A 25863-nucleotide genomic window follows, 5' to 3' on the forward strand; every position below is an offset into this window, starting at 1 on the left:
AGGAACCTTCAACGACGTCAGCGAACTCAAAACCGCGATTGACGAGTGGATCGAGCATCGAAACCAAAACCCAAAGCCCTTCAAGTGGACCGCCAGCGCAAAGTCCATCCTCGCAAAGCACCGCCGAGCCAAAAAAGCGCTCGCAATCACAAAAGCGGGATGCGAATGAATGAGTCAGAACACTAGCGGCCATGCTCCGCCTGTGATCGACACGATGCTCGCCGCGACCGCGAAAAACCGGTCCTCGGAGGGATGGGCCCTGAATGGCGAAACGAAAAATCGGGCGAGGCCGAAGCCTGGCCCGGTGCGGCTCAACGGAACGCCTCCATCTGCAGCTCGGCCGCCATGCGATCCACGGTCTGGCTTTCGACCGGACGCCTCGAAATCAATGGTCGTGCTGAAGCCTTCGCCGTGTTGGGTCTGGGGGCAGCACCGGGAAAGCCGCTATGGCCAGGCTCATCGACTTCGGCCGGGGTCTCGGATCAGGGGAAAGGTGCGGGATGGGTCACCAGGAAACCTGAGAGATCCCGTTGGTGTCCACATGGAAAAGCCCGCGCGGAGCACCGGCGTTAACAACGCTCCAGGCCCGATGTCCGGACTTTATGGCGCGTCAATCAACGTGAGACAAGGCGGCCGAGTTAGGAGATAATTGACGCTGGCCGCCGGCTTGGCAAGCGCTGATTGACGCTGCGCGACAATCAAGCGGTACTGCCGTATGCCTCATGGAGGAATGTTCCCGGAGACGCGATCGTTGCCTCATTTATTTTGCTCCCGAGAAGACGGACGGTCGGTACCTGGGAGGCCTGCGCAACGACCGGCCTCCCCCGTGTCGGAAGCGGGTGCTGTCTCCGTGCAACGGGTGCCTCGTCGAACCGCTCTGCATGATCTGCCGATCCAAACAGCAGCGCGCTTGCCCGCTCGCTGCGCCAGGATTTGAGGCGGCGCTGAAGCGTTCGCAGCAACTTATCCGGATACGCGCCCGGATATTCCGCCTGTAGCCTTGTCAGGAGCTCGGCGCCGTTTCGCCACGGCTCGGCCTTGAACCACTCCTGCAGCTGTGGGGTCGCCTGAACGAGCGGATCAGGAGGACGACGACCTCGCTTCGCTTTGAGGATCGGACGGTCCGTCCGTCGAGATGCGCCCTCTTTCCAAGCCGTTCGCAAGCTGGCGAGGAAGAAGGGCCGCAGTAATCGAATCGCCCGACGACTTCACGTCGGCAAGGTCGGCCAGATGTTGCTGCGCAGACCGAATGTTACGCAGCAACGCGACCGGGTCCAAGCTGAAGCAGATTTCCTGCGGTCGGGCCAGAACCGCATCGGAGGTATGTGGGTCAGCTGCCAGTCGCTGATGCGGCGTCGTCGGTGCACTATAAGATTTACGGACGCGTGCGCCATCGCGCTATAACGACGGCTGCAAGAAGTTCACGAACAGGCGCACTGAGCGATAGAGTTCTGCGAGCAACGCAGCCGCCTCAAGTCCTTCAAACCGCCGATAACCGACGATGCGTCGGACCACGGCTCCGTTCTTCTGTTCGATAAACGCCTGGTCGTTCTTGCGGTAGGGTTGCAACGCGTGAACTCGATGTTCGTCTGCTCACATGCCCTGCAGTGAGAGCGGCAGCTGTCGGCGAAGTTCTGTCATCACGGTGCTCAGGAGCGTTTGCTCGCGCACCAGCAACGGCGCACACTCCGTCCAACAGGTCGCAATATCCGTGAGCACCAGCGTCTGCATAAAACTGGCGCGCGCCGAGGGCCCACTGTGAGTGACCAGATCGGCTTCGACTAAGCCCGGCGCCGGATCCTTCCAGCCGGCGGACGTCCGTACCGGGATTCCGTCGCAATGTGCTCGCCACCGGGCGGCGCCGCTGGCGTCCACCTTCCTCTCGGATCTTGCCCAGCGCCCCATCGATCGTTGACGCGCTCCCCGCCAGCAGCTTCGCACGGATTTCAGGCGCCAGGCCCATGTGACCGTTCCGTTCCATCGACTCGATCAGGAGCGGCAGCAGCGCTTTCAGCCTCTTGCCGCAGATCCGATCGGACGCCTCACAAAGAACTACCAGCGCATTTCGTTCAGCTTCCTCGTAAATCCGGCGACCGGTGCGCCGAACCGAGGATTGCCTCATCTCGCCTCGGAGCAGGCGCATCGCATGCTTTCGATGCAAGCCCGTCCCAAGCACAAACTGGTCCAGAATTCGCGCCTTCTCCGCGCGGCTCGCCTCTCTGTAGCGCTGCCCCACAGCGGCCGTCAGCTCTCTCCGAATCGCCATGCTCAGTTGCCTCACTCATTATCGCGCCCGCAGTCCCATCCCACTGGGGAGCAAATTACGTGAGGCAGGCACAGCACAGCATTCAGGAACATTTCAACGGACTTCTTGCCATCCTCGTATGGCTTCCGACCGGGACGATCCGCCATGATGCCCTGCACGCTTGAGGCCGATCCGTGTGCCACATCCAGGCGCACCGCTCTCGAGCGCTTCCTAAGCGACGGTCGCATCAAGCTCGACTCCAACACCGTCGAGCGCGCAATCCGGCCACCAACCATCACGAGAAAAAACGCGCTCTTCCGGGCAGCCATGGTGGCCGGACCTGGGCCACCATCGCCACGCTGCTGCAGACCAACGAAGATGAACGACGTCGACCCGCACTCCTGGCTCACGCAAACTCTCGAACGGATCGCGCGGCGCTGGCCGATCTCTCAGATCGATACTCTCATGCCCTGGAACTTCCAAGCCTGAATGGCCAAAGCTTCGCGCTTACGCCGCTGCCAACACGTCTTTGGTATTCATCGGCCGCGGCGCCTCGCGCAATTAAGGTGCTTGAAAGCGGGGGTAGATCACCAAGCTGCGAGGATTTGCCGCATCCTGAAACGGGTATGAAAGCCAACCAGGCTCGACGCGACAGCGATGGGGGCTTGAAGTCTACGTAGCGTCAGGTTGTACAGTCTGAATCATACATGCGGCCTTCGCTCTGAAGCTTCATGATCACTAGGAGAGGCTCGGTTGGTTGTAGCGAATGTGAGGCCGTTGAACTGAAGAACTGATGAGGAAGCAGAGCTTGCAGTGCAAGTATCGAAACCCGGACGCCTTCCAACAGCAATGGGGCGGCCCAATTTCGATCGCGATGTGCCGCATGCGATCTTGCCCGGAAGGAGGGCGGCAACACCGTGGCTTTTTGGATCGTGCGAGTATTTGGGTTTCGTTTCTCCTGGATTGTTTTGAGGTTTGGCGAGCGGTCACCTGTTGCCCAGGAGCCGGGGCGCTTTTCTGCAGCAGCCAAGGCTGGGCAGGCGTGAGTAATGCACGAGCTCGGAGCGGCGCTAACGGTCCCTTTTTGTTCAATTTGGCGAATCTTGACGTCCGGCTTTTTGAATCCGGAGTCTCTGTGGTCAGTGCACCGGAGTGTGGCTGCGGGGCAGCTATGAAGAGTCACCTCATCTAGGGAGAGTCGTGTGGAACCCATCTATAACAATCCGGACGATTGGATGCGCTGGTACGCCGAGCTGCAGCATGCGCGGCAAGAGACCGACGTTGACCCTGCGGATCAAGCTGGCTTCGAGCAGCAATTGGGCGAGCTGCAACTCCGCTCTCCTGAGGAGAGTTCCGGGGTTAGTTCCCCCGACACTCCAGCCGCACGGCCGCATGAAAACATGCAGCGTACGGACGTTGGTGGTTCGATGCGAATGCGGCCAAAGTCCAACCTGCGGGACAATTCGTTCAGCAGCACGCGTCACAGTGTCGATGTTCCGCACGCTCATCTTGGCTCGGCTGCAAATAATTACCGGTCTGACTTGCGGGACAGGCCATTCAGCAGCATGCGTTACGCAGCGCCTTCGGAGGAACAACCTACGGCGCGGACGAAGGACAACAAGCCGCGTGGACTGTTCTCTCGGGTCAAATCAGGGTTAAGCAAAGTCTTTGGAGGAAACCACCGTGAGAAGTGGTCCGGCGGCCCAGCGTCTGATGACGTCTACTCGGAGCTTCGCATCGACTTTGCAAAGCGCAGTCGCCCGTCCGAAGCAGACCTGGAGCTGATTGAAGAGTTCAAGACGGCATTGGGCAGCGCGAACCGTAAGACGAAGACGATCGAGAATTATGTGATGGCTCTTCGAATGTTCAGCGAATTCCTCCAACCCAAAGGCGTCACTCTGAACGACCTGCTTGGCAATGCTGATCTGCTGACAGCCTATAAAGATGAATTTAAGAAGGTGGCGAGCGCCAATAGCAGGAACTATGTGGGTGGAGCCTTGGATACACTCCAGAATTTCCAGGCTGGAAATCCCATATCCGCTCCAGCTGGGGTGGGTACGCGAGAGCAACCGATGCACCCCCAAGACGAGCGGATGATCCGCCAGTTCGTGGAAAACGTCAAAGACTACAGAGTTGCTCCCGATGGTACCAGAGGCCGCGGGACTGGTAAGGTCCCGCTTGCTACGATCAAGGGAAATGTGCAGGCGCTCAACGCGTTTGCTCGTTGGCTCCGAGCGCAGAGCAAGGAGCCCCTGGCTCCTCGGGCATTCAACGAGCCAAGGTCGCTCGCCGACGACATCGACCAGTACTTCGTAGCTGGCGGCGATGATCGTGACCGCCTCAGCGCGGCATTGTCTCATCTCCGCAGGATCGGGGCTGACGGGCTCCAAGCTGTCGGTGCCGGGCCCCGCCTGATGGGGCGCGAAACATTGTCGGCTCATCCGGGGGACGTCTCCATCATCAATGACTTTTTGACGGACGCTCTATCCAAGCTTGGCTCCGACGCGACTCGCAAGGAGAAAGGCGGCGCTTCGGCGATGGTTTCCAGGCTACGCTCCTTTAGTGATTGGCTTCAAAGAGAGGGCAGGCCGAGCATCATGGACCGTATCAAGGGCAATGCTGAGCAGCAGTCGTCATTGAGCGCAGATTATGCGGCGTTCAGCATAGCCACAAAGCGGACAGCCCCACTCGATCTCCTTCGACAATACCTGGGTCTCGAGCCCCAACAAGGACTTCGTCCTTATGACGATGACGCCAGCCTGATCGAGAGCCTGGCCAAGGAAGAGCTGAGAAACCTCGACCCAGCTTCCGAACAGAGAAGAAAAACAATTCGTAATACTGCTTCGGCCCAACGCAAGTTCAGTGATTGGCTCCGCACAGAGGGTAGGGAGAGCATCGCGAGCCGAATCAACGGCAATAGTGAGCAGCGACGCTCGCTGGACGCAGACCACCGGGCTTTCACGGAAGCCAAAGGAAAACTTGGCCTGAGTCTCAAGAAGCTCAGGCAATATCTGCAACTCGTTGAGGCAAACCGAGCGCTGGGTGTGACCGTCCCTCAGCAGAGGGCTAGCTCGAACTCAACCTCAACCTGGGCGCGAGATTTGCCGACTCCGCCGTCCGAAAGTGAGTGGCCGCCGCTGCTAGGTCCGTTTGGGCAGGCCGGCTTGCAGGAACCGGCTAGGTCGAGCTCGACCTGGTCCCCGCGCGTGCCGTCCGACTTCGATCCAAGTGAGTGGCCGGCGCCGCAAGGCCCGGTTGGACCGGCCGGTTGGCAGGACCCGGCCGGCTCGAGCTTAACCTGGTCTCCACGAGTGCCGTCCGGCTTCGAGTGGCCAACTCCGGAGGGCGCGCCAGCTCGGTCCTCAGACATCTACCGCGATTTGACTTCTTTCGCTGATCTGCCGTCCACACCCCAGGAAATGCGTGACGACGCCCAGTCAAGGCCGGTGCTCAGCCCGACCGGCAGACCGCCGTTCTTCATCGGTCCATCAGGCAAGCCGCAAGAGCTCGAGGATATCGGATATCTCGTCGGCGAGGATTGGCAGCATGGCTCACAGGCGGTGCCGGACTTCCTGCTCGATGTACTGGACAATAGAATGCTGTTGCCGAGTTCGCGAATGGCTCCCCAGCCGGTCTCTATCAACGGTGAGACCTACTCCATCGCATTGGGGCCGCGAGGACGCCGCGACGCCCAACTGATCCATCACCCTGGCCCATCCTCGGTTCCTGATGCCCGGATCGGCGCTTCGACGGCGAGTGCCTCTGGCGGCGACCGCAGCGGACGGGTGCTCGGAGCCAGGGAATGGCTGGGTGACGCGCATATCCAGCGGGACTACGAGCTCCTGTCGCAGGAGTTGCGGCAAAGCAATCCAAACCTCGCCGCCCGGACCCGGTTCGTCGATCCTCTCATCGCCTTTCAGGTGGGCCATGGTACGGACGGCGACGCCCTGAACGCATTCCATCGCATTGTCAACGATCTGAATGGCAACGATACGGCCGACTTCCTGTTCTTGCCGGTGAGTGATGCGAGCGCTACGGACCTCCTTGACCGCGGCTCCCATTGGTCGTTTCTGCTGGTAGATCGCCGCGATCGCGACAGGCCGGTTGCCTATCACTACGACTCCTTAGAGCCATACAATGCCGGACCTGCAGAAACGCTCGCAGCGCGGGTGGGAGCCCATTTGGAAGATGCCGACATACGCAGGCAGAGGAACGACTATGATTGCGGTGTCTTTGTGGTCGACGGTACCCGGGCGCTGGTCAGACGGCTCGCGGGAAGACGGCAGGCAGACCTGAGCCTCCTCTACCTCGTCGTCGATCGGCAGGCACTGCGAAACCGGCTAAGTGGGTGATGTCGGCTTCAACTGAATAGCGCGTGCAGCTGGTTGAAGTGTATCCATCCGAGATAAGCCGCGGACAGGGGATCACCGATTCCACCGCCTGAGGCGTTCGGGGTCTTCCCTGTGCATCCTGATGAGCTCCATCAGGTTTGCCGAGTCGGTGAACGCCATGACGCCGTCGTCACCTATGCTGTAAACCTAGATGACGCCACCCTCCGGGTCCACTCCGTTGGCCACATCCCAGAGCCAGTCCTCGTCCTCGCCGAGGTCCTTTGCGACGCGACCGATGGTGAAGACGGAATGAACTTTGTTGACGTGCATGGCTACGCCGCCTGAGCGGAGGACGTCGACGTGAGAGACGTCCAATTCCACGGCAGCAACTCGTGTAGGCAGCTCTGTGGCATGTCCGCGATGCGCGCGAAGGCGTCGGCGAGCCACGCTTTCGGATCGATGTTGTTGAGACGCGCCGTCATGATGAGCGTCATCCGGCGGGAAGTTCCGATCCGGACGTTTAATGATTGGGACAGCCCGCCGCCGGGCTTCTGCGAGGTCGACATGGTCGCCCCTGGCGGCACGTCGGTGGCGGGATCGTTCATCCAGACCATGACGATGGCAGATATCGCGACGGGCTGGACGGAGTGCCTGCCGTTGGTGAGGCGGGATGGCTCGCTGGTTGTCGAGGCTATGAAACACGCACAGAGCCGGTTCCGCTGGCTTCTACGCGGTGTGGACTTCGACAACGACAGCACGTTCATGAACGAGGTCGTCGCGCCGCGGTGCGCCAGCCGAAGCTCGGGGTGACGCGCTCGCGTGCCTACAAGAAGAACGGTCAGGCGTTCGTCGAGCAGAAGAATGGTGCCGTTGTGCGTCGCTTGATGGGCTACGGCCGCTTCGATGGCCTCGACACGGCGCACGTGATGGGCCGCCTCTATGCGGCGGCAACTCTACGTCAACTTCTTTCAGCCGTCGTTCAAGCTCAAGGAGAAGCGCCGAGAAGGGGCCAAGGTGATCAAGCGTTATCATGCTCCGTTGACACCCTATCAGCGCGCGCGGGCGCATCCAAGCTGACCGCGGCTGTAAAGCGGCGGCTGCACGATCAGTATCGCTCGCTCAATCCGGTCGCGCTCTTGGCCGAGATTCGCGCAATCCAGGAGGAACTTGGCAATCGCGCCGATCGTCGTGTCGGACAGGCGCGCGGCCTGCAACCCGCTTGCACGAGCACCGCGCCGGCAGCCGCAGCGAAGTTCGCGAAGGCCCTGGGCAAGACGGTGACGGCCGGCGAGCCGCGTGCCACGCACCGCCGCCGCCGCCGCCGTCGGCCTTATAAGACCAGGGTTCGCACGCCGTCCAAGCTCGACCCGCATTTTGCTACGATCGAGGGCTGGCTCATCGAGGAGCCGCAATTAAATGCGGTCGCAACTGCCTGCCGGCTGAGCGAGAAATATCCCGACGAGTTTGGGACGAGACAGTATTCGATCGTGCAGCGTCTGCTGAGGGCCGCTCAGACCGAAGGCTGCCGAACAGCTGGTCGCTCAGGAGCCGCTCGACGACGCGATGACAGGTGCCCCATCGCCCGGGGTTGTGGACGGCTCGGCTATGTAGGGCCCGACCCGCCCACAGCCCCTCCTACCGAGCCAACTTGGAAAGGCACCTGGCGCGGCCAATCACTCAACATCGGGTCGACTGCTGCAAGGTCGCCATCAGGGTAACGTTTGCAGATGAGGCACTACGCGGGGTGAAATTTGCAAACGACGACGTAATTGCGGTCAGCGCCCGGCGCACGAAAGCTCCGTTATCATCGAGCTCTCGCAATCAAGCGATTCGGAGGAGCTGTCATGAGGCAATACGTCGGCCTGGATGTCTCGCGAAGAGAGACTTCGGTTTGCGTGGTCAACGAGACTGGTCAAGCGATTCTTGAAGGAAAGGCCAAGGCTGATCCCGGCGATCTATCTAAGCTGCTTCGTAAACATGCGCCATTGGCGTATAGGCTTTGAGACGGGCGGATGGCAAGCTGGCTTTGGCACGAGCTTCGTAGAGTTGAGCTCCCCGTGGTTTGCATCGATGCTAGGCATGCACTCGCAGCACTATCGGTCCGCATGAACAAGAGCGATCGGAATGATGCTCGGGGCCTCGCCGAACTGATGCGGGTCGGGTGGTATCGAGAAGTCAAAGTTAAAAGCGAGGAGAATCCGCGCGATACTCGTCGCGCGATCCCGGCTCGTATCCATGCGCCGGGAAATCGAGAACCAGGTCCGCAGTTTGATCAAGGAATGTGGGTTGCTATTCCCTCGCGCCATTGCCCAACTGTTCCGCAATCAGATAAGCGAGCTATTGGGCAAGGATCATCAGCTTCTCAGCGTGATTGCGCCGCTCCTGTCGATTCATGAGCATATCTGCCAGCAGCAGAGTAAATTCGACGACGAGGTCCGCCGATTGGCGAAGTCTGACGAGACGACGGGTCGCCTGATGCGGTTCCTGGTGTCGGAGTGCTGACCGCCTTGACGTTCCGCCATACGATCGATGACCCGTCCCGCTTCCGATCGGCCTCGACAGTCGGCGCGTATCTCGGCCTCACACCTCGGCGCAACCAATCTGGTGAAACTAACACTAGTGGCAAGATATCCCGATGGGGCGACAGGCTTCTCCGAACCTACCTGTCCGAGGCAGCGACCGTCCTTCTCTATCGGACCAAAAAATGGTCTTCCCTCAAGGCCTGGGGAACAAAGCTCGCGAAGCGGGTCGGCACGAAAAAGGCAAAGGTCGCCATTGCGCGCAAGATCGCTGTGATCCTCCACTGCATTTGGGTCGATGGTACGTCGTTCGACTGGGGCCACGCGCCGGCCTGACCTTATTTTGCAAGTTCCTGGCCCGGTCCGCCGGGCCCGGCGATGTCCCGCTGGGACGGTGGTCGTGGTGACCTCGGTCAATCGGCTGGTGGCGGGCTCGCCCGCACACCGTTGCAAACGATGAGGCACCCGATCCGGACATCATCATGAGGCGCTTGCGACCTCGGAAAGGACCATGACCCCAGCGACGGGCAGCTGATCGCATTGAGATTTAGGTAACGGCTAATCGGCCCACGACTACCGAGCTGGCTATCGATCTACCAGCCGCGCTCGCCCCGTCTCCGCAACCCGACCCGCTCCGACGGGTCGAGCGCTACCGTCTTGCCGAATGGCTTCAAAAAGAGAATTGACATCAATCCGCAATTAAAGGGCCAATTGACAGACAAGCGTCAATGGCTGTTCCCGCTGGGCACCAGGTGGTGAAGAAGGCGAAGTCATTATCGGCGATGCGACGACGGATCAGTAGACCGCGTGTCCACAAACCGTCATCTGGCAGAAATTCTGCATAGACGCGAAGAGAGAGTGCGATTCGAATGTAATAGCGATTCTAGACTCGCACCACCGATCGGAAGAGGATCGTCTGTTGTCGGTGGGCGAAACGGGCTACAGGTGAGCACATCTAGACGCTGCGCCTACATGCTTCGCTCTGCTGGCTATCAATGGTGACCACGCCCCTCTTTCACTCACCGCTGACGTTTCATCGCCTGCCGCGCGATCTCGTCAGCGACTGCGCTCGCGGCGCGCACGAGCCGTTCATGCAGGGTCTCGAACATGTCGAGGATCTCATCATTGGGTTCATCCCTGCCCTCTTCGAGAGCCTCGGCAGCCAGAGCGCTTATTACCGACGCCTTGCGCGGGCGGTTTCAAGTGGTGCTGGCGGAGGCGATGGATCGTCTCTCACGTGATCAGGAAGAGATCGCTAGCGTGTTCAAGCGCATGGCCTATGCCAACGTAAACATCGTCACTTTGGCCGGATAAGCTGCTGCAAAAGCTGCAGCGCCGCATCAAATCGTGACGCAGCGAGCAGGCAAGCGCGCTACTGATGGATCGGCAGATCATGCGGAGCGGTTCGACGAGGCACCGGTTGTGCCGTGACAGCGCCCGCTTCCGGTACAGGGGAAGCCTGTCGTTGCGCAACCCCGGCCAGCTCCACGACCAGCCTCCCCCGTACCGACCGTCCGTCTTCGCGGGAGCAAAATAGATGAGGCAACGATCACGTCTTCGGGAACACTCCCTTCATGAGGCAATACGCGCTCTCATCCTGATTCTCGCGCCATAATGTTGCCCCGAACGGACCAGGCCGCATACCAACTCTGAAAACCAAAGGGTGCAGGCGCTTCGTGATAATGCGGGGAGCGTCGGTGGTCGAAATTGATCTCAAACCCGACAATCGTCGCCGCCAATGTCCGGCAGTACCTCGTCACGGTCTAGGCTCGACTAGTGGCCAGACACACGTCCGCCTTGTAAGGAGCGGTTCATCTGCAGGGTCTGCGATAAGCGCGGCACCATCCTAAGGGAACGAAGTGACCCAACCATGCCCATGAGAAAGCGTGCGGACTAAGAACTGCAACATCTCCACATCGTGTACGCGTCACCCGAGCTTTCTCTTCTGGTGCCGACTTCGAAACTCTTCCAAGCGATATCCGTACTAAGGCCGATCTCGTGGTCCTTCTCACTCTCGCAGAACTTATCGAGCACCGCCCGCACCCGCGACGTTGTCTCGGCTTCGAACGTCGGGCTAGTCCCGAGAAAGAATGGATATCAAATCGATTAGGCTTGCAGAATTCGATTGGTTAAGGCCACCGCACAAACCTGTCCATGGGCTGCGAGATACCAGATGCCGGTATTTCCAAGTCCGTTAGGTATCAACGCCTGCTCGGCGAACGTCCGCTTTGCGCAATCGGGTTGAAAACTCGAGCTTGCGAACAGCCGAAAGCGCGGATTCACTCAGGTATAGAAGCCTGGGATGAAGCAATGATTGGGCGAACAGCAAGCGCATCAAGCGACCCATGTAGGCATGAAGGCAGATCTCTGGAAGCGCGCGGACCACCAATCGCCGGGCCTGAAGCACTTCCGGAGAAGCGCACCGCTTTGGGGCCAGCAAAAAGTAGCCGATCATCGGCGCCAGGCAGATATCAGCTAGCCAACTCATTGCCGTCTGCTCGATCAGAGACAAGCCACGATCGAAGCTTCTCTTGCGCGCGAGGTGCCGCTCTGTCACGTTTCAAACGCATTCACCGTGTGTTCGCCGTCACGATGGGCGCCAAGAGCACGACGAGGCACATGAGCCCGGCTAGGACCCCAAATGCGGCCGGCAGTCCCACGTACTTGGCCAGTAACCCGATACCAGCCGGTCCAATGAGAATTCCCGCATAACCAACCGTCATGATCGCGGCAATCGCCGGACCAACGGGCATCGCCTCCTGCGTGCCGGCGCGCCGGAACAGAATCGGGGCGACATTCGATAGGCCAAGACCAATGAGCAGCAAGCCGGCCATGGCGATGACGGCTACCGGTGCGGCCAGCAGAGCTCCGAAACCTGCCATGGCCAGTAGACTTCCGAACATAAGTGTCGCGCGGTCCCCCGCGCGTTCGACGACGGCGTCGCCAGCAAGGCGTCCCACCGTCATGGCTATGGAGAACAGTACATACGCTAAGCCGCCCTGCGTCTTTGGAGCAAGACCAGCGCCGACGACCAACAAGGCAGCCCAATCGAGCATCGCGCCTTCGATAAGGAAGGCGATCGCCGCAATCGCGGCTAGAAGGAGCACGATGGAACGCGGCAGAACGAACGACGGTCCCTGGTCCGCCTGCGCCGTTGGTACCAATCGCGGCCACGCCAGCATGATCGCGATCACTATCAATCCCGAGCAGACCACAGTCGAAACAAATGCGTCAATCTGCAGCGAGAGAAAAGCGGTCATGGCTGCAGACCCCACAAGTCCCCCGATGCTGAATTGAGCGTGGAAGCTGGACATCAGCGGGCACTCCGCCGTGCGCTCCACCTCGATCGCATGAATGTTCGCGGCCACGCTAATCGAGCCTATCGAGGCGCCTAAGGCGAATAGCGCGACGCCGAGCGCCAACTTGCTAGCTGTCGTGAGGCACGGCAGGATGATCGCGAGACTAAGCCCACCCACAAGAATGATCAGCCTGACGCCGTAGCGGGCGCTCAAAACACTTGTCAGAAGCATCGCGATGATGGATCCAGCACCCAGGCAGAGCAGTAGTAGGCCAAGCACGCCGTCATCGGCCGCCAGCCGGTCTTTCGCAAATGGTACGAGCGGGGCCCAGGCCCCGAAGCCAAACCCGGGAACGAAGAATGCAAGACGCGTTGCTAACCGAGAGGATGGTTGACCAGCAGACGCCATGACAGGGACCTTATTGATAGACGACTCGCGGGCGCTGTACCAGCGACGGACTCCCGAGCGACAGAGAGTGCGCAGGTTCGGCGGTCGAGAGGACATCGTTTGTTGGCGCAATCCGCCATGCCGGACGGTTCAGCGCGTGATATCGGATCGCGTCGATCGTCACTCTTCTAGTTCGATCCGCGACGACATCTTTGATTGCAAATACGATGCCACCGCGAAAACGCACGTGACGTCTCGATCCGAACTCGATACGATCGGGCAAGTGTGCCGGCTAGGCATGGAGCGTTGGGGGCTCTCAACAAGCTTGTTACTTGCTGATTGATGAGCGCGGTCGCGCACTGAAGGAGCACGAAGCACCCGAGTGCGCCTCGAGACCGCGTATTACGATTCCGTGGCGCCCTTCAGCGCGCCAACGCGGCCTCGCCTTCTGTAGTCATATCCGCGACAAATCAATATGGCTCAGTCGCAAAGCTGACAACGAGATGAAATTCCATCTGCCGATCGCAATCGGTCTCAATGCGAGGCGATGGGCTTGCAACCCGGTTACTCTAGGCTTGCGTAGCCTGCCAAAGCTTGTGGCAACCGACATCGCGGTGTAGACGCCGACATAAACACTTTGATCATGGAAGGCACGCAGAGGCTTATGTGCCTGCTAGACTCATGGTCTTTGTCAACGCCCCCGCCACGGCTCGCGATTGACGACTTCTTCATCGAATTGGCCGTGCACATGGACCGGCATTGATGCTTCTCCGTGTGCGGGAGGGATGCGCGGCTCGTTGCCCCAACGTCCATCGAGAAACTGCCCCGCCGAGATCGCGACCCGCTCCTCCGTAAACAGCGGACGAATCCGTTGCTTGGCCTGTCGCAACAAAGAAGCCCACAGCGTTGCGTATCTTCGACCGACGCTCCACCAATCATCAAATCCCGAATCATGGTCGCCCATAGAGTCAGAACCACCCCGAAAATTGCAACTGTAGTGCTAGACACGGTGGCCAAATGCATCGAACTCCGTCCGGATCGCTTGTCCGGTGTTCGGTTACGCGCATATTCCCTCCTTCAAGAAGCAGCAGTGCAAGATCGGCGAATACGCCCTGCCCCAGAAGTCGTGCGTCATTTTCAGTCGGAATCGCGGAAGCCCTGGTCGACGCGGGCTACGTGCGCATTAGTTTCGACCACTTCGCCCTACCCCGGCGATAAATCTTGCCGCGGCGAAGCGCGAGGGGCGGCTGCGTCGGAACTCCCAGGGTTACACCGACGACGCCGGCGAAACGGATAAAAAGAAAACAGTTTATCGATTTGGTTCTGAATTGCGCTACAGAGTTGGCAACGCGAGCAGTACGTTGTCGATCAGCCGGGTCGAACCGACGTAGGCTGCGGCACAGAGCGCCGCCGGAAGCCGCAGCGGACTCGCGGCGCGCTTGAGCGTATCACCATCGACAAAGTTCAAGGTATTGCAGCCGATCAACTGTCTCAAGATGTCGCTCGGCGATCGCAATCAGCTTGTCCACCTCCCGCACTCCTGAGCGGAACTCATCCGCCGCGGCGAACAGCCCACGACTGATGGCAACGGCTCGCCGACGTTCTTCCTCGCTGAGATACCGATTGCGACTGCTCATCGCGAGCCCGTCCGGTTCCCGAACGGTTGGCACGGTGACGATCTCGATGGGAAGATTGAGATCAGTTGCCATGCGACGCACGACCGCGCATTGCTGAAAATCCTTTTGCCCGAAAAACACGACGTCCGGATGCACCATGTTGAACAGCTTGCATACGACGGTTGCGACGCCGCGAAAATGCCCACGCCTGAAAGCCCCGCATAGTGGCTTCGCCAATTCGCCCGGTTCGACGAAGGTCTCGAATTGAGCCGGGTAGACTTCCTGTGCACCCGGCGCGAAGACAATCGCAACACCGGCATCGCGGCACAATTTTTCATCGCGCAGGAAATCGCGAGGATAGCTGCTGAGATCCTCGTTTGGTCCGAACTGAGTCGGATTGACGAAGATGCTAACGACGGTGACGTCGCATTGCGCTCGGCTCGCCTTGACCAGGGCCAGATGGCCATCGTGCAAATAGCCCATTGTCGGCACGAGCCCGACGCGTTTGCCCGCGCTGCAAGCCTTCGCGAGCTCACGACGAAGCTCAGCGACCGTCGTAATCGTCTGCATCGTAGCACCTTACATCAGGTTGGGTTGGGAGGAGCCCAGTTTGCGATGATGTTACCCAGGCTTTCAGGAAGCCGATAGGACTCTTGCGGCGCCGGGAACGCTCCACTGCGGACATCGGTAGCCCAGCGCGACAGCGCCTCCTGCAACAGCTGAAAACCATCAGCATAGGCGCGAACGAATTTGGGCCGATGACCTTCGGTCAGCCCCAGCACGTCATGGAATACGAGCACTTGGCCCGAGCACCCGGGACCCGCGCCGATTCCAATAGTTGGTATCGACAGCGATTCGGTCGCTCGCTGGGCTAGCTCGGCCGGAATGCCTTCAAGCACCAACGCGAAGCATCCGGCCTCCTGCAGACGGTGAGCGTCATCAAGCAGCCGCAAAGCGTCATCGGCTTTCCGGCCCTGCACCTTGAATCCGCCCATGATATTGACGCTCTGCGGGGTGAGGCCGAGATGGCCCATGACGGGAATTTCGCAATCGACCAGGGCACGCACCATCTCCACGCGCTTGGCTCCGCCCTCGAGTTTCACTGCATCTGCGCCTCGCTGCAGGAACCCTCCGGCGTTGCGTATCGTCTCCTCCGGACTAAGGTGAAAGCTAAGAAACGGCATATCGGCCACGAGCAGGGCACGGGGCCTTGTGCGCGCAACAGCTTCGAGATGATGATTCATCATCGCCATGCTGACTGGCAACGTGTTGTCGAATCCGAGGCAGACATTGCCAACACTGTCGCCGACAAGAATGATGTCGACGATGGGGTCAGCGATGCCTGCCGTAACCGCATCGTAGGCGGTGGTCATGGCGACACGCCGCCGCTCCTGCTTCCACCGCTGCAGGATTGGAATCGTGATCCGCTCAACTGACACTTCCGAAGCGTGGCTCATTTTCGATCCGTTCCGTCAGATGGCCTCAGGTCGATTTCGCAGCTCGAAGCGATACTGATTTGATCTCACCTGGTCGCCTACGATTTTGAAGCCACGGCCCTCCGAGGTTCCCGCGTCACCGAATAAGCTAGGCGAACGGTAATCCGATTCTTGCGACCGAAGCCGTTGAGTATTGCGCGCATCCCCGGGGGACCACCCTTTTTCTATGGCGGACGAGTGAAAACTGTCAACCATGAAAGGGAAACATACGTCTCCAAAGTAGCAGACGCGTGCATAAAAAATCCAATGGTCGCCCGACCATCAAGCAAGAACTCCCCCATTCAAATTGTCATTTGGAAGCGCCTTGCGTCACGCTGGGCCTCAGGGCGCGCCGATGCGATCATTCTGACGCAATTTGCGTGCGGCGTTGTCTTAACCGCATCTCCTGCATGTCGGACTGGCTGGCTCTGCCCCGGAGGCAATACTCTACCCGAGCGAGTTCGTTTCCGAGCCTCATCAAGTTCAACTGCAGCCAGAGGATTTGTTGCCGCTCACACCTGCTGCGCTGAATCAACGCTCCGGCATACTTCCCCATACGGAGCTGATAGAAATTGCGTACCATGCCCTGCTCCAATCCCTTCTCCAGGATACTTGGCATTTTCCAGCTCCCGAAACAGGCCTCGCGCTCACCCTCTGTTGTAGCGGCATATCGCGATCGATTGGTTCGATGAACCCCTGCCTGTCGGCCGAAATTGCGTTTGGGCGTAATTCCGCGATGAAATCCTTCAAACGAGCTCGGAGTGACCGCCCCCGCCTTCGTCAAATGCAAGCATGGGAGTGCTTTCCAGCGCAGCAGACCGTGAAAGCTATGCAGACGCGCGTCTGCCGCCGCTAATTCGATGGCGTGTGGATAACCCGGGCGTACAGACTTGTCAGGCGAGCCGCTTAGAGGCGTCGCTGACCTGAGGCGCCGGTGCGCTTGCCTCCGCTTGCTGCTCAATTCGCAGCAGCCATGGCAGCCCAAGCGTCAGGCCATCGAAGAGTCGACGGTTTGACACGGCCAGCCAAGTCATGCGATGCAAAAAGGGCTAAGCAGGGTTAAGACGCAGTAGTGCGGTCGCAACCTAACGGCGGCCGCCATTGCGGGGTCAGCAGCTTCTGCTGCACACGTTCAAAGACCACTACTACTATTCGTCGAAGACACGATTTTTCGTAACAACACCCCCGCATTCCCCTTGTGCGTCTTTTCGTGGCGTCTTGTACTGGTTGTCAGCGCGATCGTTCTACCGCCGCGCTAATGCGTAGGTCAGGTCGATACCGCAATAGGCGTCCGTGCCCGATGCAGTGGCCATGCACTGACAAAATGACGAGAACTGGCAGTTGCCAGGATACCCCAGATACGATCTTTGCAGACAATGAGCGTCCTGCCAAGCGGGTCGTAGGACGTACACTCGAAGGCGAGACAAAGCCAACTAGCATGGGAAGTGCTAGCAGCGACAAACAGCAGATTGCGCATGACTTGCCTCCGCTAGGCTTTGCTTAAGGATAGACCATCGAATTACATCTATTGATGTTGATCAAGCAAATGGCAGCCGCGCTTCCCTGGGCGATCGCATCCACCGAAGTACTAGCGCGTTGGGCTTTCACGCGCGCGCAAGCGACGCGGTTCAAGTGAAGGCAGTCTAAGAGTGCTCGATCAGAACCGCGGCACCTGGGGCGGCCATTTTGCCAAAACTTCGGCGAAGGCGGAGCAGCATTTCAGCGACTTTCCGGAAGGGAGCGCAGCTTCCGGTGCGATGCAGCTGCGCGCTGAAAGCGCCTCCAGGCAAGCATGTGCACCAGGTACTACCTTTCTTCGTTGCTTCGCGACGAGCAGCGCCGAAACGATAAGCTCCTCCCAGGCGCCATGTATGGCTGAGACTATCGCCACGTTCCGCGATGAAAGAGTTTCACGATCGATCTCTCTGCGGTGATCAGCCGAAGAGCGGATTCAACCTTGAAGTCACGTGTCGATGTCAACGCTTCAGGGGCTGGCGGCGGCATTCCCCCTTCTGTTTTATGACCCAGCCTGTATTCAACGAAAGAGCGCATTTTGCTGCAGTTCTTATGCGGCGATCCTGCAAGTGAGACCGTTTCATGCACGAGATCCGCGCGAAGCTAATGACCGTCGACGGAAGCATCTACTGAAAGTTGTCCTAGCGACTGATGATCAGGCGGTTCCTTACTTCGATGCAGAAATTCGTCTCAGAGATTGTCTACCTTGCGTAATGGCGGAGGAAGAATCGAGCTAAACACCCGCCAGCGCGATCGTGCAGGGAGCCTGCCGTGCAGTGGCATCTGAGCGGCTGCCCGAGCCTTGCAGACTTTGCGATGAGGCTTCTGTCGCTTTGGGCGAAGTCAAACCGCAATGTTCGCGATTACCGACGGTCATCTATGATTCGACACATCGTATTCTTCACCGCAAAAGATAAGGCACATGTCGACAAAATAGTCGACGGCCTTTCCGTTCTCGCCAAAATCCCGCATGCACGCCGGCTTGAGGTCGCTCGCAACCGCAAGAGTGACCGGCTTGGCAACGAAATTGACGTGATCGTCTACGGTGAATTCGACGACGAAGTCGAACTCGAAGCCTATAAAGCGCACGAGCTTTATCAGGAGTCGATCCGGCAGGTCAGACCGCTCCGAGAGCTACGTCTTGCGGCCGATTACAGCATGTCAACAGATGCGGAGCCATTTGGCAGGCCCTACCCGCGGGCGTAATTAACCTGGCAGGCACGTAGGGGTTTTTGGGTGCCCGTGAGGCTCGCCTTCGCCGGGCGGGATTACAATCAGCCATGTATCGCTGAGCGACAGACTAATGCATGTATTGGAACTGCAGTGGATTGAGCCCGTCACAGCCATGCGACGCCTCTCGCATCGGAGGCACCTCACGTTCCTGGATAGCGCATCGAGACACGCGGTGCTCGGGCAGTACTCGTATGTGACGTGCGATCCCTTCAGCACTTATATAATCGCGGACGGGAGAGGTATTTGCAACGGAGAGTCCATTGTGGGCGATCCGTGGGCGGCACTTCGCGCTATGCTAGCCAACTATCCGCAAATGCATCGCGCCGATCTCCCGGCATTCCAGGGCGGCGCCGCCGGCTTTTTTGGATACGAGCTGAACAGGACGCTGGAGCGATTGCCGGTGCCGAGCATCGGGGGGCATCGCTTGCCTCAGGCCCTCCTACATCTTTACGACGTCGTGATAAGCTTCGATCACCGCCATGACAGATGCTGGGTCCTTTCTACCGGGTGGCCGGAGCAGGATCCGGTTCGCCGGCGTGAGAGAGCTCGCCGAAGAGCCGAAGAATTTGTTGGGCTGGTTACAGTCTCAGCCCCCCTCCTGATTTTACACCAGGCCAGGCCGGCTCATGGCATTCAAACTTCAGTCGCCAGGGATACATCGCGGCGGTACAACGCGTGATTGATCTCATTCTGTCGGGTGACGCCTTCCAGGTCAACATTGCGCAGCGCTTCAGCGCTCGCCTGGCGAACTCGTTCGATCCGATAGCCTTCTATTGTCAGCTGCGGAAAATGAATCCGGCTCCCTTTGCCGCCCTTCTTCGGTATGGCAAGCTCACCATTGCATCGAGCTCGCCCGAGCGTTTCCTAAAGCTTGACGGGCGACAGGTCGAAACGCGACCTATCAAGGGGACGGTGGCGCGTTCTGCTGATTGCGAGGAAGACCGGCGTCGCGCTGAGACGCTGGTAGATTCGGAGAAAGACCGCGCCGAGAACACCATGATCGTCGACCTCCTGCGCAATGATCTCTCGCGCGTTTGCACGCCTGAATCAGTCCACGTCCCGTCCTTATGCAATCTCGAGTCCTATGCCTCGGTGCACCATCTCGTGTCCGTCGTTACGGGTGAGCTAGCACACGGAGAGGATGCCGTGGGCCTACTTAGGGCCTGCTTTCCCGGCGGCTCAGTTACCGGAGCTCCCAAGGTACGCTCGATGGAAATTATCCTGGATATCGAGCGTGTGGCGCGAGAGGTGTATTGCGGGGCCATAGGCTACATAGGATTCAATGGACATATGGATGTAAATATTGCCATTCGCACCGTAACGATCGACGACGGCCAGGCCGTCTTCCATGCAGGCGCCGGGATAACGGCAATGTCCGATCCGGCCGCCGAATATGAGGAGAGCCTTGCAAAAGCAGAGCGCATTTTTCGCGCATTCATTGCTGAAGACTCCGGTGCATCTTGATTGTCATTATCGACAACTACGACTCTTTCGTCTTCAACATTGCGCGGTATTTTCGGAAGCTTGGTGCAGCAACACGTGTCGTCCGGAACGACGCGATGGATGTGAGCGAACTTGCTGACCTCAGGCCCCGCGCGGTTGTCATCTCCCCCGGTCCGTGCACTCCAATTGAGGCTGGAATATCGACAGCCGTCGTTCGTGAACTTTCGGGTCAGGTGCCAATTCTCGGCATTTGTCTCGGACACCAGTGCATTGGGACCGTGTTCGGCGCACGCGTAACGCGCGCACGTCATCCTATGCATGGTCGGCCCTCGTATGTCACACATGAAGGCGGCGGGCTGTTCAAAGAACTACCGTCTCCACTTTGCGTGGGGCGCTACCATTCGCTTATCGTCGAATTGGATCCGTCATCTGCCCGTCACCTGACGGTGACAGCACTCTCGGATGATGGGGAACTCATGGCCCTCGCCCATCGCGATCAACCAACATATGGCGTGCAGTTCCATCCGGAGTCGATACTCACCCCACAAGGGGACGTACTGTTCGCAAACTTCCTACGGCTTGCAGAGCTTTCTTAAGGCGGCCGTAGAGGACTGGTGCAGCCATAGCGTGGCGCTTCCGGTCGATCGCTGGCCCGACGACATGCGGCTGTCGGACATCGAGCCGCGGTTCGTTTGAGGCGTCTGTGGCCGGCTCGGCGCCGAGGTTCGGAAATTTCCATTTGAATGTCGAAGGGTCCATCGGCGGCATGGGCCATCGGTAGCCTTAAAGACGGCCCTGGCCATGGGGCTTTTGGGGTCGCGGAGGCCGGGGCCGCTGGAGGCGCTTGAACCTTAGAAGGCCAAGCGAGCGCGAGCTTACTCACAGGTCAAACGGCTGTTCTGTTCGCTTCCGCACATTGGCGATACAGTTCCGATCAGGAACGGCACAGGGGAGCGGCCGGCTCACCCTGGTTTTGCGCTGTGTGAACAACTGGTCACGAGCAGCATGGTTCGGCTGCATTGCCAATCTTGTCCCAAAGTCGGCTCAAAGAGTGCGCGAGGAGTACCGATTGCCATAGTGGTGCCAGCCGCCACCAAAACAACGGCCGTCAGAGCGAGCATTCGAGAGGTTGTCCAATTAAATTGCATGGCGCTTCCCTCCAGTTGAGGCGCGCACGCTATCCCTGGTGATACCTGCCGCTTGTGAACTACATCACACGGCTTCCTCAATGCTCATCACAACCGCGTGCAGGAGCCCGCCAGTGAGGACAGTTGGGCCTTTTGTGCTCCCGAAGCCAGTTCGCGCTAGTCAAGATTGAGCCTCTTTTGAAGAGCCCTGACCATAACCTCGACGTGCCCAGCGGCGAACAGTGCACGCGCAAGTTCTGGTCTTGCTGCATTCTCGGGCGGAATGACGGAGGTCATGGCTAATCCGGTCGCCCAAAGCATTCGCGTGCGCGGCGGAGTTGTCGATCGGGGCGCGGCCGTCACCTCGTTGATTCTTCAAGAGGGCGGTGTATGCGGCGTTCGGATTGGTTCAGAGGAGATTCGCTCGGCGCATGTCATACTTGCAGCTCATTGGGTGCCGGCGAAGAAGCTGCTCAATGACGCCTTTGGGCCGCAGAAGTGGAACGAGCGGATGCTAACACTGCCGACAATGCCGGCAGCAGCGCTTCAGATGGATCTGGAGGCGCGCCCGTCAACCGCATGACGTTCTCGCCCGGTACCTCGATGACCACCTTCTCGGAGCAGTCCCGGACGACGTTCAGGCATGTCCCGGGCGCGTCTCCACCATATTGTCTGAACCGGAAAAGCGCCTCGCCACACGGCCCGACCAAATTCTTGCAGAAATCTGCTCGGAAGCCCGTCTGGTCGGCATCGAGTTCGACGGCATCATTCGCGATTGGCGGGTAGTCACACGGCCCGACGACTTCTACTTGCTCTCGCCCCGAACTGAGGCGCTGCGATCAGAGCAAAGGACACCGATTCCCAGAGAGCCCTTAGAGAGCCCTTGCAGGCGATTGAGCTGTTTGAGCAGCATCTCGTCGAGACCGAACACCAGGTGGAGCGCATCAATCAGTGCTTCGAGTTGCTGGGGCAAGACCGCGCGCGCGAAACCTTGCAAGGGCATGATGGGGCTTGTCGAGGAAGGCCAACAGATCATCGCCGAAGGCGAAAAAAAGGAGGACGCGGCCGCCGACCTCGCGCTGATTGGAGCGGCGCAGCGTGTGGAGCATTATGAGATCTCGGCTTACACGACGGCAAAGAACCTCGCCCAACAACTTCGTCACAGCGCTGTCGTCGCACTGTTGTCGAAGTCGCTGGCTGAAGAAGAGAATTCGGATCAGCTACTCAACCAGGTCTCCCGATCGCTGATGTCGGTGGCAAGAATGCCGACCGCACTCGAACAGGCGGAATAGTATTTGCCGGCTGCGGCTAGACGGCGCCGCACGTAGGCGCCGTTTCGCTGCAGAACGGCTGGCAACCGGATGGGGTGCGCGCACCTCTACGCATAGTTCAGCGGCAGCTTATTGTGGATGTGGCAGGCCGCGACAGCGGCGTGCCCGAAGGCGACGGATATCTGGTGCAAGTCGCTGACGACGTCGCCGACCCCGTAGAGACCGCTGATCGTGCTTTGCTGCTTCTGATCTACCTTCAAAAAACCTTCAGCCGTATGATCCGCTCCCAACGCGAGCGAAAGCTCGGAACGAACCTCGCTCCCCATCGCGGCGTAGATCGCGTCAAACTCAGCCGAAGAACCGTCGACCAACCGCGCAACGATTTGGCGGTCACGCTTTTCAAGGCGCGCCAAGGCTGCGGTGGTTTGCACCTCTGCCTCGTCCGTCTTCGCCACCATCGAGCCCTCCTGTAAGTCGTCGATTGGAATGAGCACGACATCCGCCGTGAAGCCGCGAAGAAACCGCGCCTTGCCGATCGCGTGATCCAGCGGCCCGACAACTCCTATCCTCTTGCCACGCGCCTCGAAGCCGTCACATATCGGACAGTAGCGGAGCAGGCTCTGCGCGACGGCACTCACCCAGTCCTTCATGGGGGGATGCCGATCGACGATCCCAGTCGCGAGCACGACTTTGGACGCCCGGATGTTTGTGCCACGCACAGAGGCAACGAAGCCGCCCGTCTCTCCCGAGAGGGTATCTACTGTGCCCTCGACCAGTTGAACGCCGAGCGCCGCCACCTGCTCCTTCATGCGCGCGAGCAGTTCGACACCCGATATTCCGTGTGTGAATGCAGGCAAGTTATGGCTCTCGGGAATCAAGGCTGCGCGGCTGGCGTTCGCGTCGATGATCACGACCTTTCGTTTGAACCTCGCAAGGTAGATTGCTGCCATGAGCCCGCCAGGGCCCGCACCTACAATCAACGCGTCCACTTTCCCATGCATGCGGAACAATCGTCTGGATGCCGAAAACGTGCGGCAGAGTTGCTCAAATCGTCCTACGCCTTCCGGCGACGAACCCGTAAATCAGCAACACGATGATAGCCCCGACGATCGCGCCGACGAGACCGGCTCCCTCCCCAGGGCGGTACCATTCGAGCGACTGCCCAAGAAAAGTTGCAACGAATGCCCCGACGATGCCCAGGACGGTGGTGAGGATAAATCCCGACGGCTCGTTGTCGCCAGGCATGATGAACTTGGCAACGACCCCCGCGGCAAAGCCGATAATTATCGTCCATATCACACTCATCCTTGGGCTCCTCGCGATTCTTAAAAGGTTACGCATTCCGGTCCGGCAGGCAGCCGCCGGGCGTATACTTGTCCACGGCCGCCGGAAGCTCACGCGATAGCCTCGCCAGCAGCTCTTCCTGCGGAAGGCCGGTCTGCTGCTCCAGCGCAGCAAAGATGTCCGTCCCAATCGCTTGCTTGAGCTGAGGCGGCGAGATGTCCTTGTTCGGCCCGTCGTTGATCCAAGATTGGGCGGCATCCGCTTGGCCGTTCTGCTTGAATCGTTCGAGGAGCTCTCCGAGCCCGCTGCTCAGAAGACCGTCCACGCCAGATCCGCCTACCTGAGCGCGAGCCCACAGCGTTTGCGAGGAAGTCTCGTCCTGTCCCTGAGAAGCGGCTTGCCCGATTTGGGTATCAAATTCGCTCATGAGGATTTCTCTTCGGTTCGAGAAGGATTGAACGCCGCCGTTACGATGTCGCCGGCCGCTTCCTTCAATGTTTCGGACATATCCTGGGTCATGCGACTGGCGTGTTTGCCGAGATCCGCCTGGGACACGCTCTTTGCGGCAGCATCGGCCGCCGACAGCGCGGCATCCTTGGCTGTCTCGAATCCGGACTGGGCGGCCTTACCGGCAGCGCGCTTGGCACTATCGCTTGCCTTACCGACTGCGGCAGCTTCCGCCTTGGTGTCAGGAAGGGACGCTGCGATGATTGCGCCGATCGCAACTCCGAGGCCAGCGATCAGGGCGGCGTTGTCACGGATCGTCTGCCGGGCGGTTTCCGGGGCCGCGGTAGCCTTGTCGCGAACGGTCGAGCCAATTTGCTCGATCTTGTCTTTGGCGGTTTCCGCGGCGGCATCTATGCCGGCCTTCACTTGTCCGTGGTCCGCGCCGCCCGATCCTTCAGGTCGTCGGCCATTCCGGCCGCTCCGGCTTGAGCCTCGTCCGCCATGTCGGTGGCCTGCGCCCTGTCTGCTCGCCAAGGAACTGGACACGCTCGGCAGCATCCGCCGCCATTTCCTTGACCGTTTCGACCGTCGGAGCCGCTGCCTCCGCTGTGCGGGTCCGCACGGTCTTCGAAGTTAGAGCGAGGCCTGCGCCGATCATTAAGAGGGGAAGCGGGAAGCCCCGTGCCAGCCGCAGGGCGGGCACCGCAACCGCGGTCCCAGCCGCGATCGCCTGCATCGGGTTTTCCATGGCTAGCTGCTTGAGCGTGTCGAGCCAGCCCTGGGTTTTGCGACTGACGAACTCGGAGGCTTCCGACTTGATGGCTTGGGGCGAGACCTTGTGGCGGAGGTCTTCTGTGGTGTCGGTGATCTGCGCCCTCAACCGATCGACGGTCGCTGCAAGCTGCGCCCGGCTCCGCTCGGACTCGCGCCTTAACTCCTCAACGGATCGTGGCATGGCCGTAACCGCCTATCGTTCTTGTTTGAAAGCGAACTCACGCTTTGTTGAATCGTTCCTCCGCGGATTTGGGGCCCCGGTTTCCGTCGGACCTGAAGACTCGTTCCCATTCCCGAGCCCGGCGTACAGCCCCTCCAGCTTCTCCTTCGGCTTCTCTCAACGAGCCTCTTCGGCTTGAGAGCGATTTTCGACCATCGCGCGTTCGGCTTCGATGGTGCTCGCCACTTGATCATGCTCCCGCTCGGATTTCTCGAGTGCTGCTTGCGCCTTCACGACTGCCTGTTGGCGCCGCTCGCGCGCCTTCTCCCTGGCTCCGCGTTTCAGCCTTCGCTTCAACCTTCTTCTCCCTTTCGAAAGCCAGGGAGGCTTGCCCGCTGCTTTAACGGGTGAAGGAACGGACGGCGGAAGCAGACCGGCACATCGGATGGTGGTCGCGCGGACAACCGCGGCTAGTGGATATTTTCATCACCTATACGAAATATTCCTGAAACCCGCTGCTTCTATCCTCGGGCCGGCACAGGGGGTGAATTTGATCATCTGGTTTTTATCCGCCTTGTGCAGACTTCAGGGTCGCCGACAGGCGGCCCTTTCTTCGTTCCTATCGCGGCGTCCTAACGAGGACGGCCATTATGCCAAAGGAAAATTGCCTGATCGTTCTTGCTGCCGGAAGACAATTGGATTTGTACGGGGCGAAGCCTCTCGCGTCGCAAAAGAAA

20 protein-coding genes and 6 pseudogenes are annotated in these 25863 nt (G+C 59.5%); 10 read left to right on the forward strand and 16 right to left on the reverse strand.

Annotated elements, in window-relative coordinates:
* Positions 1–896: 896 nt before the first annotated feature.
* Positions 897–2281 (reverse strand): annotated as a pseudogene (locus IVA80_RS32365) (ISNCY family transposase); the annotation flags it as partial.
* Between the two features lie 162 nt (positions 2282–2443).
* Between IVA80_RS32365 and IVA80_RS32370 the strand changes: the two are divergent.
* Both IVA80_RS32370 and IVA80_RS32375 read left to right on the forward strand, forming a co-directional pair.
* A pseudogene (locus IVA80_RS32370) lies at positions 2444–2734 on the forward strand (transposase domain-containing protein); the annotation flags it as partial.
* Between the two features lie 713 nt (positions 2735–3447).
* Entirely contained in the window at positions 3448–6597 is a 3150-nt protein-coding gene (locus tag IVA80_RS32375; RefSeq protein WP_247439004.1) for a hypothetical protein, read from the forward strand.
* Between the two features lie 186 nt (positions 6598–6783).
* On the opposite strand, the gene IVA80_RS38775 is transcribed toward IVA80_RS32375, so the two are convergent.
* From IVA80_RS38775 to IVA80_RS32390, 3 genes and pseudogenes are all read right to left on the reverse strand, one after another.
* Positions 6784–6906 (reverse strand): hypothetical protein, encoded by a 123-nt coding sequence (locus tag IVA80_RS38775; RefSeq protein WP_346348048.1) that lies wholly within the window; start codon positions 6904–6906, stop codon positions 6784–6786.
* Between the two features lie 2 nt (positions 6907–6908).
* Positions 6909–7067: pseudogene (locus IVA80_RS32385) on the reverse strand (transposase domain-containing protein); the annotation flags it as partial.
* Positions 7068–7625: 558 nt separating this feature from the next.
* The gene (locus IVA80_RS32390) at positions 7626–7949 is read right to left on the reverse strand and encodes a hypothetical protein (protein WP_247439006.1); all 324 of its coding nucleotides are present in this window, start codon (positions 7947–7949) and stop codon (positions 7626–7628) included.
* 471 nt (positions 7950–8420) lie between these two features.
* Here IVA80_RS32390 and IVA80_RS32395 point away from each other — a divergent pair.
* Together IVA80_RS32395 and IVA80_RS32400 are read left to right on the forward strand one after the other, a co-directional pair.
* A pseudogene (locus tag IVA80_RS32395) lies at positions 8421–9431 on the forward strand (IS110 family transposase).
* Between the two features lie 789 nt (positions 9432–10220).
* On the forward strand, positions 10221–10409 hold the full coding sequence (locus tag IVA80_RS32400) for a recombinase family protein (RefSeq protein WP_247439008.1): 189 nt from the start codon (positions 10221–10223) through the stop codon (positions 10407–10409).
* An 880-nt stretch (positions 10410–11289) separates the two neighbouring features.
* Here the strand turns inward: IVA80_RS32400 and IVA80_RS32405 are convergent.
* From IVA80_RS32405 to IVA80_RS32430, 6 genes and pseudogenes are all read right to left on the reverse strand, one after another.
* Positions 11290–11607, reverse strand: coding sequence for a hypothetical protein (locus IVA80_RS32405; protein ID WP_247439010.1), 318 nt, complete (start codon positions 11605–11607; stop codon positions 11290–11292).
* Positions 11608–11665: 58 nt separating this feature from the next.
* Positions 11666–12802, reverse strand: a complete 1137-nt coding sequence (locus IVA80_RS32410) for an MFS transporter (protein ID WP_247439011.1) — start codon at positions 12800–12802, stop codon at positions 11666–11668.
* A gap of 670 nt (positions 12803–13472) precedes the next feature.
* On the reverse strand, positions 13473–13745 hold the full coding sequence (locus tag IVA80_RS32415; protein ID WP_247439101.1) for a hypothetical protein: 273 nt from the start codon (positions 13743–13745) through the stop codon (positions 13473–13475).
* A gap of 369 nt (positions 13746–14114) precedes the next feature.
* Positions 14115–14967: pseudogene (panC, locus tag IVA80_RS32420) on the reverse strand (pantoate--beta-alanine ligase).
* 14 nt (positions 14968–14981) lie between these two features.
* On the reverse strand, positions 14982–15854 hold the full coding sequence (gene panB, locus IVA80_RS32425) for a 3-methyl-2-oxobutanoate hydroxymethyltransferase (RefSeq protein ID WP_247389316.1): 873 nt from the start codon (positions 15852–15854) through the stop codon (positions 14982–14984).
* 1262 nt (positions 15855–17116) lie between these two features.
* Positions 17117–17284: a DUF3551 domain-containing protein gene (locus IVA80_RS32430; RefSeq protein WP_346348049.1), complete on the reverse strand. Its 168-nt coding sequence runs from the start codon at positions 17282–17284 to the stop codon at positions 17117–17119.
* Between the two features lie 982 nt (positions 17285–18266).
* On the opposite strand from IVA80_RS32430, the gene IVA80_RS32435 reads away from it, so the two are divergent.
* The 6 genes and pseudogenes from IVA80_RS32435 to IVA80_RS32460 form a co-directional block, all read left to right on the forward strand.
* Positions 18267–18593, forward strand: a complete 327-nt coding sequence (locus IVA80_RS32435) for a Dabb family protein (protein ID WP_247302589.1) — start codon at positions 18267–18269, stop codon at positions 18591–18593.
* Between the two features lie 139 nt (positions 18594–18732).
* A complete protein-coding gene (locus tag IVA80_RS32440) occupies positions 18733–19299 on the forward strand; it encodes a hypothetical protein (RefSeq protein WP_247439095.1) in 567 nt (188 codons plus the stop codon).
* Complete coding sequence (gene pabB, locus IVA80_RS32445; protein WP_247439015.1) at positions 19296–20084, forward strand: aminodeoxychorismate synthase component I; 789 nt, start codon at positions 19296–19298, stop codon at positions 20082–20084. The genes IVA80_RS32440 and pabB overlap by 4 nt, the downstream gene beginning before the upstream one ends.
* Positions 20081–20659 (forward strand): aminodeoxychorismate/anthranilate synthase component II, encoded by a 579-nt coding sequence (locus tag IVA80_RS32450; protein ID WP_247439017.1) that lies wholly within the window; start codon positions 20081–20083, stop codon positions 20657–20659. Before pabB ends, IVA80_RS32450 begins: the two co-directional genes overlap by 4 nt.
* An 826-nt stretch (positions 20660–21485) precedes the next feature.
* Positions 21486–21773: a hypothetical protein gene (locus IVA80_RS32455; RefSeq protein WP_247439018.1), complete on the forward strand. Its 288-nt coding sequence runs from the start codon at positions 21486–21488 to the stop codon at positions 21771–21773.
* Between the two features lie 312 nt (positions 21774–22085).
* Positions 22086–22482, forward strand: a pseudogene (locus IVA80_RS32460) (ferritin-like domain-containing protein); the annotation flags it as partial.
* 86 nt (positions 22483–22568) lie between these two features.
* Here IVA80_RS32460 and IVA80_RS32465 read toward each other — a convergent pair.
* From IVA80_RS32465 to IVA80_RS32485, 6 genes are all read right to left on the reverse strand, one after another.
* Entirely contained in the window at positions 22569–23462 is an 894-nt protein-coding gene (locus IVA80_RS32465; protein ID WP_256467551.1) for an NAD(P)/FAD-dependent oxidoreductase, read from the reverse strand.
* 43 nt (positions 23463–23505) lie between these two features.
* Complete coding sequence (locus IVA80_RS32470) at positions 23506–23766, reverse strand: GlsB/YeaQ/YmgE family stress response membrane protein (protein ID WP_247439022.1); 261 nt, start codon at positions 23764–23766, stop codon at positions 23506–23508.
* 28 nt (positions 23767–23794) lie between these two features.
* A complete protein-coding gene (locus IVA80_RS32475) occupies positions 23795–24172 on the reverse strand; it encodes a YidB family protein (protein WP_247439023.1) in 378 nt (125 codons plus the stop codon).
* Complete coding sequence (locus tag IVA80_RS38780) at positions 24169–24750, reverse strand: hypothetical protein (protein ID WP_346348050.1); 582 nt, start codon at positions 24748–24750, stop codon at positions 24169–24171. Before IVA80_RS38780 ends, IVA80_RS32475 begins: the two co-directional genes overlap by 4 nt.
* Complete coding sequence (locus IVA80_RS38785; RefSeq protein WP_346348051.1) at positions 24647–25147, reverse strand: DUF3618 domain-containing protein; 501 nt, start codon at positions 25145–25147, stop codon at positions 24647–24649. The genes IVA80_RS38780 and IVA80_RS38785 overlap by 104 nt, the downstream gene beginning before the upstream one ends.
* Before the next feature lie 156 nt (positions 25148–25303).
* Positions 25304–25483 carry a hypothetical protein gene (locus IVA80_RS32485; protein WP_247439025.1) on the reverse strand — a complete coding sequence of 60 codons (180 nt, stop codon included), beginning with the start codon at positions 25481–25483 and terminating at the stop codon, positions 25304–25306.
* Positions 25484–25863 lie beyond the last annotated feature (380 nt).

Origin of the sequence: Bradyrhizobium sp. 139, from assembly GCF_023074175.1 — a bacterium.
Taxonomy (GTDB): Bacteria; Pseudomonadota; Alphaproteobacteria; order Rhizobiales; family Xanthobacteraceae; genus Bradyrhizobium.